Origin of the sequence: Bradyrhizobium sp. WBOS07 (genome assembly GCF_024585165.1) — a bacterium.
Lineage (GTDB): Bacteria > Pseudomonadota > Alphaproteobacteria > Rhizobiales > Xanthobacteraceae > Bradyrhizobium > Bradyrhizobium japonicum_B.
In genome coordinates this window covers 4,673,485-4,690,918 of sequence record NZ_CP029008.1, presented here as the reverse complement: position 1 = coordinate 4,690,918, position 17,434 = coordinate 4,673,485, and the positions used below count along the sequence as shown (strand labels likewise).

At 65.6% G+C, this 17,434-nt stretch carries 9 protein-coding genes; 6 read left to right on the top strand and 3 right to left on the bottom strand.

Annotation, left to right across the window (positions count from 1 at the left end; genetic code table 11):
* The first annotated feature begins 187 nt into the window (after positions 1-187).
* Together DCM79_RS22325 and DCM79_RS22320 are read left to right on the top strand one after the other, a co-directional pair.
* Entirely contained in the window at positions 188-1,984 is a 1,797-nt protein-coding gene (locus DCM79_RS22325) for an adenylate/guanylate cyclase domain-containing protein (RefSeq protein ID WP_257176367.1), read from the top strand.
* A 182-nt stretch (positions 1,985-2,166) separates the two neighbouring features.
* Positions 2,167-4,926, top strand: coding sequence for a di-heme-cytochrome C peroxidase (locus tag DCM79_RS22320; RefSeq protein WP_257176366.1), 2,760 nt, complete (start codon positions 2,167-2,169; stop codon positions 4,924-4,926).
* A 137-nt stretch (positions 4,927-5,063) separates the two neighbouring features.
* Here the strand turns inward: DCM79_RS22320 and DCM79_RS22315 are convergent, their stop codons facing one another.
* Positions 5,064-6,011, bottom strand: coding sequence for an alpha/beta fold hydrolase (locus DCM79_RS22315; RefSeq protein ID WP_257176365.1), 948 nt, complete (start codon positions 6,009-6,011; stop codon positions 5,064-5,066).
* 220 nt (positions 6,012-6,231) lie between these two features.
* Between DCM79_RS22315 and DCM79_RS22310 the strand changes: the two genes are divergently transcribed.
* Both DCM79_RS22310 and DCM79_RS22305 read left to right on the top strand, forming a co-directional pair.
* Positions 6,232-6,705, top strand: coding sequence for an Hsp20 family protein (locus DCM79_RS22310; protein ID WP_028134231.1), 474 nt, complete (start codon positions 6,232-6,234; stop codon positions 6,703-6,705).
* Positions 6,706-6,853: 148 nt separating this feature from the next.
* Positions 6,854-7,624, top strand: a complete 771-nt coding sequence (locus DCM79_RS22305) for an alpha/beta fold hydrolase (protein ID WP_257176364.1) — start codon at positions 6,854-6,856, stop codon at positions 7,622-7,624.
* Positions 7,625-7,762: 138 nt separating this feature from the next.
* Here DCM79_RS22305 and DCM79_RS22300 read toward each other — a convergent pair whose 3' ends face one another.
* Complete coding sequence (locus DCM79_RS22300; protein ID WP_257176363.1) at positions 7,763-8,533, bottom strand: hypothetical protein; 771 nt, start codon at positions 8,531-8,533, stop codon at positions 7,763-7,765.
* A 493-nt stretch (positions 8,534-9,026) separates the two neighbouring features.
* Between DCM79_RS22300 and gltB the strand changes: the two genes are divergently transcribed.
* A complete protein-coding gene (gene gltB / locus DCM79_RS22295) occupies positions 9,027-13,772 on the top strand; it encodes a glutamate synthase large subunit (RefSeq protein ID WP_257176362.1) in 4,746 nt (1,581 codons plus the stop codon).
* Positions 13,773-13,916: 144 nt separating this feature from the next.
* Complete coding sequence (locus tag DCM79_RS22290; RefSeq protein ID WP_257176361.1) at positions 13,917-15,368, top strand: glutamate synthase subunit beta; 1,452 nt, start codon at positions 13,917-13,919, stop codon at positions 15,366-15,368.
* A 198-nt stretch (positions 15,369-15,566) separates the two neighbouring features.
* Here the strand turns inward: DCM79_RS22290 and DCM79_RS22285 are convergent, their stop codons facing one another.
* Positions 15,567-17,324: an outer membrane beta-barrel protein gene (locus DCM79_RS22285; protein WP_257176360.1), complete on the bottom strand. Its 1,758-nt coding sequence runs from the start codon at positions 17,322-17,324 to the stop codon at positions 15,567-15,569.
* Positions 17,325-17,434 lie beyond the last annotated feature (110 nt).

Here is a 17,434-nt window from a genome sequence, read left to right as displayed (position 1 = left end):
CACCACTTAGTCGGTTCGTCCCGCGCCGTCCACCGCCGGAACTGCGTGGGATTTACCTCGAATTTGCAATGCGGATCCTACTATCGCCCGGCTGCATGTGCTCTATAAAGGCAGGGTTCTTGAAATGCGGGATTCGAGGCGACTGCCACGCCGTGGCCGGTCTGTCCTCCCTTGGAGCTGCGAGAATATGGAAAGACGTCTGGCTGCCATTGTCTGCGCCGATGTCGCCGGCTATTCGCGCATGATGGGCAGCGACGAGGCCGGTACCCATGCTGCCTTCAAGGCCCATCGTGCCGCGATCCACCCCATCATCCTCAATCACGGCGGCCGCGTCGTGAAGAACACCGGCGACGGCTTCCTGCTGGAATTCGCCTCCATCGTCGGCGCCACCGAAGCCGCGATCGCGATGCAGACGGTGATGGCGGAGCGCAACCATCATCTGCCCGCCGACCGCGCCATGCAGTTCCGACTCGGCATCCACATGGGCGACGTCATCGCCGACGACGACGAGGTGTTCGGCGACGATGTCAACATCGCCGTCCGCCTGGAATCGGTGGCGAGCCCCGGCGGCTTCGCCATCTCGGCCAAAGCCTTCCGCGAGGCCAGCAAGCATCTCACCGTGCCGCTGGTCGATGCCGGCAACCACCGCTTCAAGAACATCAAGGATCCGATCGGCGTCTTTACCTGGACGCCCGAGGGCGCCCCGGCGCTCGCCCCCGAGCTCCGCGAAGCATCCGCCCTCTCGCAACAGTACCGCACCGCGATCGTCGGCGTGCTGCCCTTCGCCAATCTCAGCGACGCCCAGGACGAATATTTCTCCGACGGCCTCACCGAGGATCTGATCCACGCATTGTCGCTGCAATCCTTCTATCGCGTGCTGAGTCGCAACTCGACCTTCGCTTTCAAGGGCAAGAACACCAGCACGCGCCTGATCGCGCGCGAGATCGACGCCACCTATCTGATCCAAGGCTCGGTGCGTCGCGCCGGCGCCAAGATCCGCGTCACCGCCGAGCTGATCGCGCCGGAGACCGGCGAGCAGCTCTGGACCGGGCGCTACGACCGCGACATCGGCGACCTGTTCGCGATGCAGGACGAGATCACCACCAACCTGTCCGCCGCCATCGCCACCGAGATCGTCCGGGCCGAAGCGTCCGCGCCGGCGCGCCTGTCGACGGACGTGACCGCCTGGGACCGTTTTCTCAAGGGATTGTCGCACTATTACCGGCTGACCCAGGAAGACTCGGCCGCCGCCATCGACCTGTTTCGCGAGGCCATCCGCCTCGATCCCAAACTGTCGATCGCGCACGCTTATCTCGCCACGATCCAGATCCAGAGCATCCAGTTCGGCTGGGTCAAGGGCACCCGGGAGATGTGGGCGGAGGCGATGAACCTCGCCGAAACCAGCGTCCGGCTCGATCCGCGCTCCTCCTTCGCGTTCTCGATCCTGTCCTGGGTCCACGCCATGGAGGGCCATTACGAGGCCGCAATGGACGCCGCCAAGCGTGCCGTCGCGCTGAACCCCTACGACAACGGCGCACGCGGCGTGCTCGGCATCTGCCATTTCGTCATCGGCGAGCACCGCGAGGCGATCGAGCTGTTTTCAATGGCGTCGCAACGCGACAACAGCGACCCGCGCTACCAATGGGCGGCGCTGAACGCGTTCAGCCATTATCTGTTGCGCCAATATGACGCGACCCTGTCATGGGCGCGCGAGCAGCTCTACATCAACCCCAACCACATGCAGGCGCTGGCGATTCGTGCCGCCGCGTTGGCGCAGCTGGGGCGAAGCGACGAGGCGAGCGAAGCCGCCCACGTGCTGATGAGCAACTACCCGACCCTCAACGTCGACCGCCACCTGCGCAATTTCCATTGGAAGAAGCCCGAACATCTCGCCCATTATCGCGAGGGCCTGCTGAAGGCCGGCGTGCCGCTCGGCAAGCTGACCCTGGTGCAGAGCGACGTCAAACGCGCCGCCGAGTCCTGACGGGCGCCAGGGGACACCATTCCGGTCCTTGGCGGCCTCACGCCTGCTCTTATTGACACGACAGTGAAATCGGCCACACTTCGTCACACGCTGAAGTAGTATATTGTGCTGTCGGTTTGTTAGGACTTTCCGCGCTTGATCGGCGCGCCATTTCACGATTCGCTGTTTTCAGGATTTGGGCCATGCACGATCCCGCCTCGAAGCCTCCCTTCGATCCCTCGATCCCGGTGTCGCCGAACAATCCATGCCCGTTCCTGCGCGGCCTCGTCGGCGAAGGTTTCGTCGAGGGCGGCACTGTCCCGCTCGGCAAGCTCTCGGAGACGATCGCGAATGCGACCGGCGAGACCGGGCTGAAGAAAGCCTCTGCCCGCCTCCAGGTCCGCGGCGTTGCGCTGATCGCCAACGGCTTCAAGCACATCCTGAAGAGCATCTTCTCGGGCGCGCAGCTCGACGCGCTGCGCGACGGTCCGCTGGACAAGCACGGCGCCGGCTCGCGCATCCTCGGCGTCGACGGCAAGGTCAACGAGGACGAGATTACGCGGCTCGCGAGCTTCGGCCGGACCTACACCGATCCGAACGGCGGCTCCGAGCTCGGCCTCAACGCCTCGGACATCAAGCTCTTCATGCGCGACAATCTCAAGCGCGCCGGCAGCGCTGCGCGCTGGTACTACCCGCTGCTGATGAAGTTCGAATGGCCGATCCTCCTGAAGATCATCGGCAAGGGGACAGGCGAGAATCGCTATCTCAGCGTCGCCGACGTGCGCACGCTGTTCAACGAGCGCCAATTCCCTGCGCGCATCAACCAGCTTCTGGTCCCGCCGGTGCTGTCGACCTGCCAGCGCGTCGTGCGGGGCGCCCTCAAGCTGGCGGCCGTGCTGATCGCCATTGGTCTCGTCGCCCTCGTCGCGGTCGCCGAATTCCCCAACCAGGTCCGCGCCATGCTGCCCCAGAAGGGCATCCTCGTGAACCTTCTGCCGCCGCCCTTGCCTGCAGTGCCGGAAACGAAGGCCGCCTTCTGGCTCGAGCAAAACTGGTCGCTGAAGGACCGGCACTGGTTCCATCATGCCAGCCAGGGCACCGCGACCTTTCCGGTTCCCTATGAGTGGTTCGTGGCGCTGGAACAGCCGCGCCTGCATCTGTTCTCGAAGCCGGGCCTGATGAAAGACAGCGGCTATCTCGAAGGCTTCGGCTTCATTCCGAGTCCGCAGTCGATCCAGACCGACACGACGACATTGCGCCGCTTCGGCTACGCCAATGTCTACGAGACGACGCAGGTGCCGGACTGGTCGACCAGGTGGACGCCGGCGGAGAATGTCGACGGCCTGCCGGTCGGCTTCGCGCGGATGACCGGCGTCGTCGATCCCGCGACCGGCCGCCGCGAGAACGACATGATCGGGCTGACCTGCGCGGCCTGCCACACCGGCCAGATCCATTACCAGGGCGTGGACGTCCGCTTCGACGGCGGCCCGGCCATGACCGACCTGAAGAAGCTGGAGCTCTCCACCGGCCTGTCGATCGCCTATACGCTGTATGTCCCGTTCCGCTTCCAGCGCTTTGCCGATCGCGTGCTCGGCCCCAATGCCAGCAAGACGGACCGCGCCGCGCTCAAGCAGAAGCTCAGCGCGATCGGCACCTTCCTGATCGACTGGCAAAAGACCTACGAGGCGACGATCGAGGGCAAGAAGACCTGGGACGGCAAGGAGCAGCAAGACACCGTCGAAGGGTTCGGCCGCCTCGATGCCCTCAACCGCATCGGCAACCAGGTCTTCTCGCAGGATCTGGCGCTGAGCGGGGTCAAGGGCTTCGAGAAGAACCTGCACGCCCAGGACGCGCCGGTCAGCTACCCCGCGATCTGGACCGTGCCGTGGTTCAAGTTCGCCCAGTACGACGCCTCGATCGAGCAGCCGTTGATCCGCAACGCCGGCGAAGCGCTCGGCGTGACCGCGCTGCTCAACCTGTCCGACGCTTATCCCGAGGAGAGGATTTGGCGCTCCTCGGTGAACATCAGGACGCTCGGCTGGATCGAGGACATGCTGAGGGGCCCCGATCCGTTCAAATCGCCCGGGCCCAACAAGACGTTCGGCGGTCTGCTCGCGCCGCAATGGCCGTCGCAGATCCTCGGTGACGCCTGGAGGATCGATCAGAAGAAGGCCGACAACGGCCGCAAGATCTACGAGGAGATGTGTTCCGGATGTCACCTTCCGGCCGTCAACACCGACGCTTTCTGGTCATCGAAGCATTGGGAGCCGAGCGGCGACAGCAAGGTCCTGAACGCGGTGACGATTCCACTCAAGGAGATCAACACGGATCCCGAGCAGTCCCTGATTCTCAGCAACAGGATCGTCGACGTGCCGAGCTTCCTGAAGGTGAACACGGCCGACCTCCAGACATGGTGGCAATGCGAGGTCCCGACCGCGAGCAAATCGCCCAACGAGATGGTCTATGCGCTCGGCCTCATGACGGTGGTCGACCTGGTCGCCCGCAAATGGATGGACGACGAGAAGGTCTCGGACGCCGAGCGGGCGAGGTTGTGGAATCTGGCGCGGAAGAACTGTCTCAATCCGGCGCCCGATCCGCGCTATCGCGCGCGGCCGCTGAACGGGATCTGGGCCACGGCTCCCTATCTGCACAACGGCTCGGTGCCCTCGCTGTACTGGCTGCTGAAGCCGGCAAGCGAGCGCCCGACCAGGTTCTGCATGGGCCGCCGCGACTATGATCCCGTGACCGTCGGCTTTGCGGTCACCGCAAACGAAACGTGCAAGACGGGTGAAACGGAGTTCTCTGCGACGGGATCCGACGGCAAGCCGATCCAGGGCAACAGCGTGCTCGGCCATTCCTTCGAGCGCAAGGACGGCGAGCCGAAACGGCCGGGCGTCATCGGCCGCGCATTCAAGGACGACGCCGAGCGCTACGACCTGATCGAGTATCTGAAGACGCTTTAACGCTGCCAGAGATCTTCATCGCCGTCATGGCCGGGCTTGTCCCGGCCATCCACGCCTTGCTCCGCGGCACAAAGACCGTGGATGCCCGGGACGAGCCCGGGCATGACGGAGTTTGTGGCGCGATGACGCGCCTCTCCTCACTTGAACAGCGGCGTGCCCGGCACGAAGGCGTCGAAGGCGGCCCAGAACTGCGAGCGGTAGCGATCCTGCTCCTGCAGGATCTCGTGCTTGGCGCCGGCGATCACGAGATGGGATCCGGCGCGAAGATGATAGGCGAATTCCTCGATCGCCGCGGTCGAGACCACGGTGTCGTTGGATGCCGCCAGCATCAGGATCGGCTGCCGGATCTCGGAGGGATAGTTGGCGCGCTTGAAAGTCTGCATGGCGCGGAAGGCGGTATCGGCCCAGGCCACGGTCGGCGACGCCAGGCCGAGCGTCGGGTCCTCCTCCAGGATCGCGGCATTGCGGGCATAGCGCACGGGATCGCTGGTCACGGGATTGTTGATGAAGGGGTCGAGCCCGGTGAGGCGGTCGCTGCCGCCGGGGACATAGCGGCCGCCCTGCCCGAGCAGGCGCATCGTCTTCAGCAGCGCCCGCACCGGAAACGAGGTGGTGCGGCCGGGCAGGTCGATCATCGGAGCCGACAGCACCATGCGGTCGAACCAGCGCTTGCCGGCATGCGCCACCCGCAGCATCACCGTGCCGCCCATGGAATGGGCCAGCGCGAAGAACGGCGGCGGGCAATCCGGCAGCACCACCTGCTGCACGAAGGCCTCGACGTCGATCTCGAAATCGGAGAAATCGCGCACATAGCCCTTGCGCGGGTCGCGCAGGCGGCGCGAGGAATGGCCCTGCCCGCGCCAGTCGATCATCGCCACCGCAAAGCCGCGGTCGCGCAGGTCGCGCACGGTCTCGAAATATTTCTCGATCTGCTCGCTGCGCCCGGTGAAGACGCAGACCGTGCCCTTGCGGTTCGCCGGCGGGGCCCAGCGTGCGAAGCGCAGCTCGACGCCATCGGGGGTCTTGATGGTGCCGCTGACGACGTTTTCGGGGACGGGATTGGACGGGATCGAGACCAGCGTCATGTTTGGAGGTGCTTGGGCGCGAAGTGCTGCAAATCAAGGGGCCAAAGCGCCGAAAAGGCGCAAATGCCGCCCTCTTGAACGCCGTCTCGTTCCACCCATATCACCTTCGTGCAGGCCGCTACCAGTGTTTCGGAACCGGAACATCAGGCTGCACACAGATGAAAGCCCGGCCCGATTGGCGGGCGGGTTACCCAACAGTCGCTCAATGGAGGACTTGACTATGCGTAGCTATGATCTCACCCCGTTCTATCGTTCCACCGTCGGCTTCGACCGCCTCTTCAGCCTGCTCGACCAGGCCGGTTCGGACGGCAGCAGCCCCGGTTATCCCCCCTACAACATCGAGCGCACCGGCGAGAACGCCTACCGCATCACCGTTGCGGTTTCGGGTTTCGCCAAAGACGAGCTCTCCATCGTCGCGAAGGAAAACACGCTGACGATCAAGGGCGAAAAGGTCGCCAACGAGAACAGCAAGAACGAAGTGTTGTACCGCGGCATCGCCGCGCGTGCCTTCGAGCGCGCCTTCCAGCTCGCCGACTTCGTCCAGGTGAAGGACGCCTCGCTCGAGAACGGGCTGCTTCACGTCGACCTCGTCCGCGAGATTCCCGAGGCGAAGAAGCCGCGACAGATCGCGATCAACACCGGCGCCCCGAAGGCGCAGGTGATCGAGAACTCGGCCGCGCAAGCCGCCGCGTAAATCGCGCGTCACTTCCAGGTTACGAAACGCCCCGGTGCCCCGGGGCGTTTTATTTTGCGCTGCATCACAGAGTGGTGAGAACGCGTAACGCGGCCGCCACGCGCTCCGTCCTTTGGGCATCGACCCCAAAACAAGACGGAGAACGATCATGACTTTCTGGCGCAGCCTTTTCGTCGCCGCGAGCCTTTTGGCGGCTCCCATCAGCTTTGCCCATGCCCAGACGTCGCAGACGGTAAAGGCCAAGAACGTCGTGCTGGTGCACGGTGCCTGGGCCGACGGCTCGAGCTGGTCGGAGGTGATCCCGATCCTCCAGGCCGCAGGCCTGCACGTGACCGCGGTCCAGAATCCGCTGTCGTCGCTGAGCGACTCCGTCGAGGCGACCAAGCGCGCGCTGGCCGAGCAGGATGGTCCCACGGTGCTGGTCGCGCATTCCTGGGGCGGCACCGTGATCAGCCAGGTCGGCACCGATCCGAAAGTGACTGGGCTCGTCTATGTCGCCGCCCGCGCGCCCGATGCGAACGAGGATTTCGTCGCGCTGTCGAAGCAGTTTCCGACCGGTCCGGTCCGCGCCGGCATCGTCGAGCGCGATGGCTATACCAAGCTTTCGGAAGACGCCTTCCTGAAGTACTTTGCCAATGGCGTGAAGCCTGAGCAGGCCAAGGAGCTCTATGCCGTGCAGTGGCCGACCGCAGCCTCGATCTTCGCCGGCCGCACCACGGAAGCGGCATGGCGCAGCAAGCCGAGCTGGTACGCAGTGTCGAAGAACGACTACACCATCAACCCCGATCTCGAGCGCTTCCTCGCCAAGCGCATGAACGCCACCACGATCGAGCTCGACGCCGGCCATCTCTCGCTGGTGTCGCATCCGAAGCAGGTGGCCAATCTGATCCTGGAAGCGGCGGGATATCCGCGGAGCTGAGGTGAGGCCGCCTTTATGCCGAAGCGCCCGAAATTTTCGGGCGCTTTTTGTTTTGCTCAATCTCTCCCGGTGTCGTCCCCGCGAACGCGGGGATGACACCGTTGGTGTGGCTGGTGCCGTCGCGCCAGACTCGCAGCGCTAATCCAGCCCTTGCGCGGCCGGCATCTCCTGCGTGGGCAGGATCGCCGGGGCCGGCTTGGCTTGGCCGACGGTCGGCGCGGCGGCTTCCGGTGCGGCCTCGGCTGGCTTTGCTTGCACGGCAGCGGTCTGCTGTGCGGGAGCCTGCGGCGCGCGAGCCTGCTGCGGCGCGGGCTCGGCCGGCCTGGCGACGGCCGCCGGCCTCTCGCCGCGCCGCGGGGCGGCCTTCGGCAGCGGCACGGCGCGGCTTGCCACATGCGGGATCGCGGCCGGCGGGCGCGGCGGGCCGCTGCGGACCATGGTTGGCGGCGGCAGCGCGGTGTGCGGCCCGTAAGGGGCGACCGCGCGTTCCTCAAAGGCGGGTGCCATGCCGTAGGCGTCAGCGGCCGGCAGGAAGCGGATGATCCGGCCATCGCGGGCGTCGATCACGAGCCGGCCATCGTCGCCGCGGCGGTCGATCACCGCGATCGTGTAGACGCTGCCGCGCAGGCGCGGGATGCCGAGCGGCGAGAAGCCGTTGTCGCGCAGGACCGCATAGACCTCGGTGGCCGGCAACAGCGCAGGCGCCGGGCCGCGCTCCTCATAGCCATAACCGTAGCCGTAACGCGGCGGCGGGGGTGGCGCGGCTTCGCCCGGCCCGTACGGTCCGTCGAAATCCGACACCGCGATATAGCCCCCACCCCCGATACCGACGGCGGGAACCTGGGCCCGCGCGGTGGTTGCAGCCAGCACCAGCGCGGCAGCGGTCACACATCCTGTGAAAAACTTCATGGTCGATACGCTCCTGTCAGGCCCCCGGATGCCTAGCGTTCTTTCGCTTCTGACGGCGTGGCGCTCGGTTCGAAGGGCCAAGGCGAAGCTTCATTGAGGATTCCGGCGTCCGCAGGGCCGGATCAGGGCGCGTTCCCTTCAAAACCGCGGCTGCGCAACTTTTGGAAAGCGATCGATCGACTTGAGGGGAATCGGGACTTCCGGACGCTTGTGTGCTAGACAAAAATTTGGCAAGGTGATGGTTAGGACAGGAAGACTGTCTCAATTTTGCTCGCGATCCCGGCACAGGGATTGCAGCGAATCCTGGTGCTCTCGGGACCCAGGAAGGTACCAGGCAAAGCCGTTCTCGGGGACGAAGAACGCCTAGGCCTGAATTTAAGAAAATGCGGCTCGCTAGCGGACGAGCGGTAACCCAGAGGCGGGTGCCGCGGAACGCCCAAGGTGCGCCGAAGATGGCGGTGAGGCAGCTTGCCGCATGGAGAGGACAGGAACAATGAACGGGTCGCAATTCGAGCGCGCAAGCATCGTGGCAGAACAGCTGTCGGCGACGGCCGCCTCGAAAACGACCGATCCGATCACCTCACCGATTCAGGAGCACAATTCGCGCCCCGAAGCCGAAGGCCTGTACGATCCGAGCCTGGAGAAGGACAGCTGCGGCGTCGGCTTCATCGCCAACATCAAGGGCAAGAAGTCGCACGAGATCGTCTCGGACGCGCTGAGCATCCTCTGCAATCTCGAGCATCGCGGCGCCGTCGGCGCCGACCCGCGCGCCGGTGACGGCGCCGGCATTCTGGTGCAGATCCCGCACGCCTTCTTCAGCCGCAAGGCCAAGGAGCTCGGCTTTACGCTACCGGCGCCCGGCGAATACGCCATCGGCGCGCTGTTCATGCCGCGCGACACGGCCTGGCGCACCGTCATCAAGAGCATCATCGCCGACCAGATCAAGGAAGAGGGCCTGACCCTGCTCGGCTGGCGCGCCGTACCGACCGACAATTCCTCGCTCGGCGTCACCGTGAAGCCGACCGAGCCCGCCTGCATGCAGGTGTTCATCGGCCGCAACGGCACCGCCAAGACCGAGGACGAGTTCGAGCGCCGGCTCTACATCCTGCGCAAGTCGATCTCGCAGGCGATCTACCAGCGCCGCGACCGCGGGCTTGCGGGCTATTACCCCTGCTCGCTGTCCTGCCGCACCGTGATCTACAAGGGCATGTTCCTCGCCGACCAGCTCGGCAAGTACTATCCCGACCTGCACGAGAAGGACTTCGAGAGCGCGCTCGCGCTCGTGCACCAGCGCTTCTCGACCAACACCTTCCCGGCCTGGTCGCTGGCGCACCCCTACCGCATGATCGCGCACAACGGCGAGATCAACACGTTGCGCGGCAACACCAACTGGATGGCGGCGCGGCAGGCTTCAGTGAGCTCCGAGCTGTACGGCAAGGACATCAACCGGCTCTGGCCGATCTCCTATGAGGGACAGTCGGACACCGCCTGCTTCGACAACGCGCTCGAATTTCTGGTGCAGGGCGGCTACTCGCTGCCGCACGCGGTCATGATGATGATTCCGGAGGCGTGGGCCGGCAATCCGCTGATGGACGAGAAGCGCCGCGCCTTCTACGAATATCATGCCGCGCTGATGGAGCCGTGGGACGGCCCCGCCGCGATCGCCTTCACCGACGGCCGCCAGATCGGCGCCACACTCGACCGCAACGGCCTGCGGCCCGCGCGCTATCTCGTCACCAAGGACGACCGCATCGTGATGGCGTCCGAGATGGGCGTGCTGACCATCCCCGAGGACCAGATCGTCACCAAGTGGCGCTTGCAGCCCGGCAAGATGCTGCTGGTCGATCTCGAGCAGGGTCGCCTCATTCCCGACGACGAGATCAAGGCCGAGCTCGCCAGGAGCCATCCCTACAAGGAGTGGCTGGAGCGGACCCAGATCGTGCTGGAAGAGCTGCCGAAGGTCCCGACCACAGGCGTGCGCTCCAATCTGTCACTGCTGGATCGCCAGCAGGCGTTCGGCTACAGCCAGGAAGACATTGCTATCCTGATGACGCCGATGGCGGCCACCGGCGAGGAGGCGGCGGGCTCGATGGGCAACGACACGCCGATCTCGGCGCTGTCGGACAAGGCCAAGCCGCTGTTCACCTACTTCAAGCAGAACTTCGCCCAGGTCACCAACCCGCCGATCGACCCGATCCGCGAGGAGCTGGTGATGAGCCTCGTCTCCATCATCGGACCGCGGCCGAACCTGTTCGACCTGCAGGGCATGGCCACTACCAAGCGTCTCGAAGTGCGTCAGCCGATCCTGACCGACGCGGACCTGGAAAAGATCCGCTCGATCTCGGACGTGGCCGACACCCACTTCAAGTCGCGCACGCTGGACACGACTTTCCACGCCGGTCTCGGCGCGGCCGGCATGGACCAGGTGCTGGACGAGCTCTGCGCGCGTGCCGAGAGCGCGGTGCGCGAGGGCGTCAACATCATCATCCTGTCCGACCGCATGGTCGGCACCGACCGGGTGCCGATCCCGTCGCTGCTGGCCTGTGCCTCGGTGCATCATCACCTGATCCGCACCGGTTTGCGCACCTCGGTCGGCCTCGTCGTCGAATCCGGCGAGCCGCGCGAAGTGCACCACTTCGCTTGTCTTGCGGGCTACGGCGCGGAGGCGATCAATCCTTACCTCGCGTTCGAGACCATCATCGCGATGAAGGACCGCCTGCCCGGCTCGCTCGACGACTATGAAATCGTCAAGCGCTACATCAAGTCGATCGGCAAGGGCCTGCTCAAGGTGATGTCCAAGATGGGCATCTCGACCTACCAGTCCTATTGCGGCGCTCAGATCTTCGACGCCGTCGGCCTCAAGGCCGACTTCGTCGCCAAGTTCTTTGCCGGTACCCACACCCGCGTCGAGGGTGTCGGCCTTGCCGAGATCGCCGAGGAAGCGGTGCGACGTCATGCCGACGCGTTCGGCGAGGCGCAGGTCTACAAGAACGCGCTCGACGTCGGCGGCGAATATGCCTATCGCAGCCGCGGCGAGGACCATGCCTGGACGGCGGAGTCGGTATCGCTGCTGCAGCACGCCGCGCGCGGCAATTCGCAGGAGCGCTACCGCGCCTTCGCCAAGATACTCAACGAGCAGTCGGAGCGTTTGCTGACGCTGCGCGGCCTGTTCCGGATCAAGAGCGCGGAGGAGGAGAAGCGCAAGCCGATCCCGCTCGACCAGGTCGAGCCGGCCAAGGACATCGTCAAGCGCTTCGCCACGGGTGCGATGAGCTTCGGCTCGATCTCGCGCGAGGCGCACACCACGCTCGCGATCGCCATGAACCGGATCGGCGGCAAGTCGAACACCGGTGAAGGCGGCGAGGAAGCCGACCGCTTCAAGCCGATGCCGAACGGCGATTCCATGCGCTCGGCGATCAAGCAGGTGGCCTCGGGCCGCTTCGGCGTCACCACGGAGTATCTCGTCAACTCCGACATGATGCAGATCAAGATGGCGCAGGGTGCCAAGCCCGGCGAAGGCGGCCAGCTGCCCGGCCACAAGGTCGACGCCACCATCGCCAAGGTCCGGCACTCGACGCCGGGCGTCGGCCTGATCTCGCCGCCGCCGCACCACGACATCTACTCGATCGAGGACCTCGCGCAGCTGATCTACGACCTCAAGAACGTCAACCCGACGGGCGACGTCTCGGTCAAGCTGGTGTCCGAGATCGGTGTCGGCACGGTGGCCGCGGGCGTCGCCAAGGCACGCGCCGACCATGTCACCATCGCGGGCTTCGAGGGCGGCACCGGCGCTTCGCCGCTGACCTCGATCAAGCATGCCGGCTCGCCATGGGAGATCGGCCTCGCCGAAACCCACCAGACCCTGGTGCGCGAGCGGCTCCGCAGCCGCATCGTGGTCCAGGTCGACGGCGGCTTCCGCACCGGCCGTGACGTCGTGATCGGCGCACTGCTCGGGGCCGACGAGTTCGGCTTCGCCACCGCGCCCCTGATCGCGGCCGGCTGCATCATGATGCGCAAGTGCCATCTCAACACCTGCCCGGTCGGCGTCGCGACCCAGGATCCCGTCCTGCGCAAGCGCTTCACCGGCCAGCCCGAGCACGTGATCAACTACTTCTTCTTCGTTGCGGAGGAAGTGCGGGAGATCATGGCGAGCCTCGGCTTCCGCACCTTCAACGAGATGGTCGGCCAGGTGCAGCTGCTCGACCAGACCAAGCTGGTCGCGCATTGGAAGGCCAAGGGCCTCGACTTCTCCAAGCTGTTCGTCAAGCAGAAGGAAGAGAAGGGCCAGAAGATCTATCACTCCGAGCGCCAGAACCATCATCTGGAGGCGGTGCTCGACCGCTCGCTGATCGAGCAGGCCCAGCCTGCGCTCGACCGCGGCGCGCCGGTGAAGATCGAGGCCAGCATCAACAGCACCAACCGCTCCGCGGGCGCGATGCTGTCCGGTGCCGTCGCCAAGATCTACGGCCATGCCGGCCTTCCTCACGACACCATCCATGTCAGCCTCAAGGGCACCGCCGGCCAGGCCTTCGGCGCCTGGCTCGCCCACGGCGTCACCTTCGAGCTCGAAGGCGAAGGCAACGACTATGTCGGCAAGGGCCTGTCGGGCGGCAAGATCATCGTCAAGCCGCCGAGGAACTCCGGCATCGTGCCGGAGGAGAGCATCATCGTCGGCAACACCGTGATGTACGGCGCGATCGAGGGCGAGTGCTACTTCCGCGGCATCGCCGGCGAGCGCTTTGCCGTGCGCAATTCGGGCGCGGTCGCCGTGGTCGAGGGCGCGGGCGATCATTGCTGCGAATACATGACCGGCGGCATCGTGGTCGTGCTCGGCAAGACCGGGCGCAACTTCGCGGCCGGCATGTCCGGCGGCATCGCCTACGTGCTCGACGAGACCGGCGACTTCGACAAGCTGTGCAACCTCAGCATGGTCGAGCTCGAGCCGGTGCTGTCCGAAGAGCTGATCAACGCCGGCACCTATCATCATGCCGGCGATCTCGAGGCGCATGGCCGGGTCGACGTGTTCAAGAACCTGCTCGCCTCCGACGTCGAGCGGCTGCACGTCCTGATCTCGCGCCACGCGAAGGCCACCGGCTCCAAGCGCGCCGCCGACATCCTCGCCAATTGGAAGGAATGGCTGCCCAAATTCCGCAAGGTGATGCCGGTCGAGTACCGGCGCGCGCTGCGCGAAATGGCCGCCAACGCGGACGCCGAGCCGAAAATCGCGATCGGGGCGTAAGGCATCACACCCCGTCATTGCGAGCGCAGCGAAGCAATCCAGACTTTCTCCTCAGTAGCAGACTGGATTGCTTCGTCGCTTCGCTCCTCGCAATGACGGTTGAGGAAACAACAGACGAATTAGCCGGCAGGGACTTCGGGTTTAATGGGCAAGATCACGGGTTTTCTCGAAATCGAACGGCGCGACCGCAAGTACACCCCGGTCGCCGAGCGCGTGAAGCATTACAAGGAATTCGTCGTTCCCCTCTCCGAGAAGGAGGTGCGCGACCAGGCGGCGCGCTGCATGAATTGCGGCATTCCCTATTGCCACGGCACCGGCTCGGTGGCGCCCGGCACGCCCGGCTGCCCGGTCAACAACCAGATCCCCGACTGGAACGACCTCGTCTATCAGGGCAATTGGGAAGAAGCCTCGCGCAACCTGCACTCCACCAACAATTTCCCGGAGTTCACGGGCCGCATCTGCCCGGCGCCGTGCGAAGCCTCCTGCACGCTCAACATCGACGACAACCCGGTCACCATCAAGACCATCGAATGCGCCATCGTCGACCGCGCCTGGGACAATGGCTGGCTCAAGCCTGAGGTCGCCGCGCACAAGACCGGCAAGAAGGTCGCCGTGATCGGCGCAGGACCGGCCGGCATGGCCTGCGCCCAACAGCTGGCGCGTGCCGGCCACGACGTCCACGTCTACGAGAAGTACGCCAAGGCCGGCGGACTGCTGCGCTACGGCATCCCCGACTTCAAGATGGAGAAGGGCGTCATCGACCGCCGCGTCACCCAAATGGAGGCCGAAGGCGTCACCTTCCATTACGGCAGCCATGTCGGCGCGGACGGCAATGTCGATCCGCGCGAGATGCTCAACGAGTACGACGCGGTGGCGCTGACCGGCGGCGCGGAAGCCCCGCGCGACCTGCCGATCCCCGGCCGCGAGCTCGCCGGCATCCACTACGCCATGGATTTCCTGCCGCAGCAGAACCGCCGCGTCTCGAATGAGCCGCTCGGCGGCGTCCAGGAGATTCTGGCCGGCGGCAAGCACGTCGTCGTCATCGGCGGCGGCGACACCGGATCTGACTGCATCGGCACCTCGCTGCGCCAGGGCGCGCTCTCGGTGACCCAGCTCGAGATCATGCCGGCTCCGCCCGAGCGCGAGAACAAGGGCCTGACCTGGCCGAACTGGCCGCTGAAGATGCGGACCTCCTCCAGCCAGGCCGAAGGCGCGGTGCGCGAATACGCCGTGCTGACCCAGAAGTTTTCCGGCGAGGACGGCCAAGTCAAGAAGCTGCACTGCGTGCACGTCGACGACAAGTTCAAGCCGATCCCCGGCACCGAGTTCGAGCTCCAGGCCGATCTCGTCCTGCTCGCGATGGGCTTCGTCCATCCCGTGCACGAAGGCCTCTTGAAGCTGCTCTCGGTCGAGCTCGACCCCCGCGGCAACGTCAAGGCCAACACGCTGGACTACCAGACCTCGCGCCCCAACGTGTTCACCGCCGGCGACATGCGGCGTGGCCAGTCGCTGGTGGTGTGGGCCATTCGAGAGGGCCGGCTGTGTGCAAGGTCGATCGATACGTTTTTGACGGGGAAGACGGATCTGCCGCGCTGAGTTTTTGCGTCGCCGCCAAACCAGCAAACAGTGTCGTCGCCCGGCTTGACCGGGCGATCCAGTATAGAGACATCAAACGTATACGGATAGGCCGCGGCGTACTGGATGCCCCGGTCAAGCCGGGGCATGACAGCGGAGTGAGCAGCGAGAGCAAAGCCCGGAACAGCTCCATGCGCTCAGACGCGGGTAACGCCCGCCCTAGTTCTGCAACCTCACCCCGACCAGCACCACCGTCCCCTGCGAGCTCGAGCCCGCCACGCTCGACTCCAGGATGTCGTGACGCAGCGTGCCCTTCACCCAGATGTTGCGGTTGAGCTTGTATATCAAGTTGCTTTCGAACGAGTAGGTCTTGTCGTTGCGGTTCTGACCCTGGTAGTCGAGCGTGCCGTAGGTAAACTTGCCGATGCCGGTGAGCCAGCGGCGGAAGTCGTGGTCGACTTCGGCGGAGTAAGTGCGCACCAGAACGCCGGAGGAGCCGGCGACCGTGGTCTCCGCGATCTGCGTGTCGGTGAAGAACTTCACCGTGGTCAGCCCGCTCGCATTCCAGATCAGCGAGCCCGTGGTGAGGAAGCCTGCGAGCTGGCTGAGGCGCGGGTCGGTGTAGTTGCGCGCGGCATAGCCGACCGAGATCTCGCCGGTGAGGATGCGCGAGAACTCGAAGGACGAGCCGACCTTGGCGTAGCCGCCGTTTGAATCGCGGAAGTAGCCGTTGCGGTCGGCGGCCTGGTCGTGGACGCGGGTGTCGCCCTGGATCTCGACGAACGGCTTCAGCCCCGGCTTCAGATCGTAAGAGAAACGCCCGACGCCGCCATACTGGTTGAAGTTACGGTCGTCGTTGCTGAAGGTCGACCCGTCGGTGAGCTTCGAGTCCGTGTAGGCGGTGCGATCGACGGTGGCGCCGGCGGCAACCTGGAAACGATTGAAGGTCTGGTCGAAGCCGACCGTGGTGCCGTAGGCGGCATAAACGGGATATCTCTGCAGGCCGGCCTGCACGTTCGGGCTGCCGGGGTTGTCGGTGGCGAGGCGCAGGCGCAGCTGCGAGGTCAGCTTGAGGTCGCGGTCGACGTCGAGCCGGCCGTCGACATGGCCGGTGAAATCCGGGCGGTTGGCCTCGACCGGCGAAGGCGAGGCAAGACCGTTGATCGTCGCCGGCATGTTGTTGGTGTAGCCGGAGAACGAGCCGCGCAGGTCGGCCACCAGCGCGTGGCGCTCCCAGTCGGACATCACCAGGAGATCCGGTGCAACGACGTAGACCGGCGATCCGACCGGCCTGTTGAGGCGCGTCGGATTGGTGTCGTAGCCGGTGGAGAGCTCGAGCCCGCCCTTGATCAGGAAGCTGCCGGCATAGTCGCCGACGGCTCCGAACGGATCGTCATCGGCCTTGAGACGGCGCCGCAGCGGCTGGCCGGGCACGGTGCCCGCCATCGCCGCCGGCACCGGCGCCTTGTTGGCGGACGCAGACGGAGGCGGTGCAATCTTCGGCAGGCCGAGTGTGGCCGGCGGCGGCGCTGTGGTCGGCACCGGCGAGCCGGGACCGGCCGCGCGCTTCGGCTTCGGCTGGCCGGGATACAGCTTGGGCTGCTGCCGCTTGCGGTTGAGCGAGTCGTAGCCGGAGCCGCTCGCGCCGGTGGCGGCGGGAAGGCCATAGGTCGGGACCTGGCCGATGCGGGAGGCCGCCGGCTTCTCGCGCGCCTTGCGCGGATCGGCACTGGGATCGGGCAGCGCCGGCAACGCGTCCGACGGCGCCTGCGGCACACCCGCCGTGCGACGGGTCGGCAGCGTCTCGGGCGAGGCGAAGCCGCCGCGGTTGGGATTGAACAGATCGGGCGTGAGGCTCTGGGCCGCCGCGGGGGTAGTTTCGAGGGCCGTCAGCACAAGGCAGGGGACAAGACACGGCAAAGCCGCGCGCAGGAATTGCGCGCGTTTGCTCCGGCCGGTGCCAGGAGACGACCCCACGATGGAATAACTCCAACGAAATCAAACACTTTCACGATCGCGCCCACCGGCTGGCGGGAACCATCGTTAATGGAGTTAAACAATTATGGTTAATGACCGGTTGAGGGCCG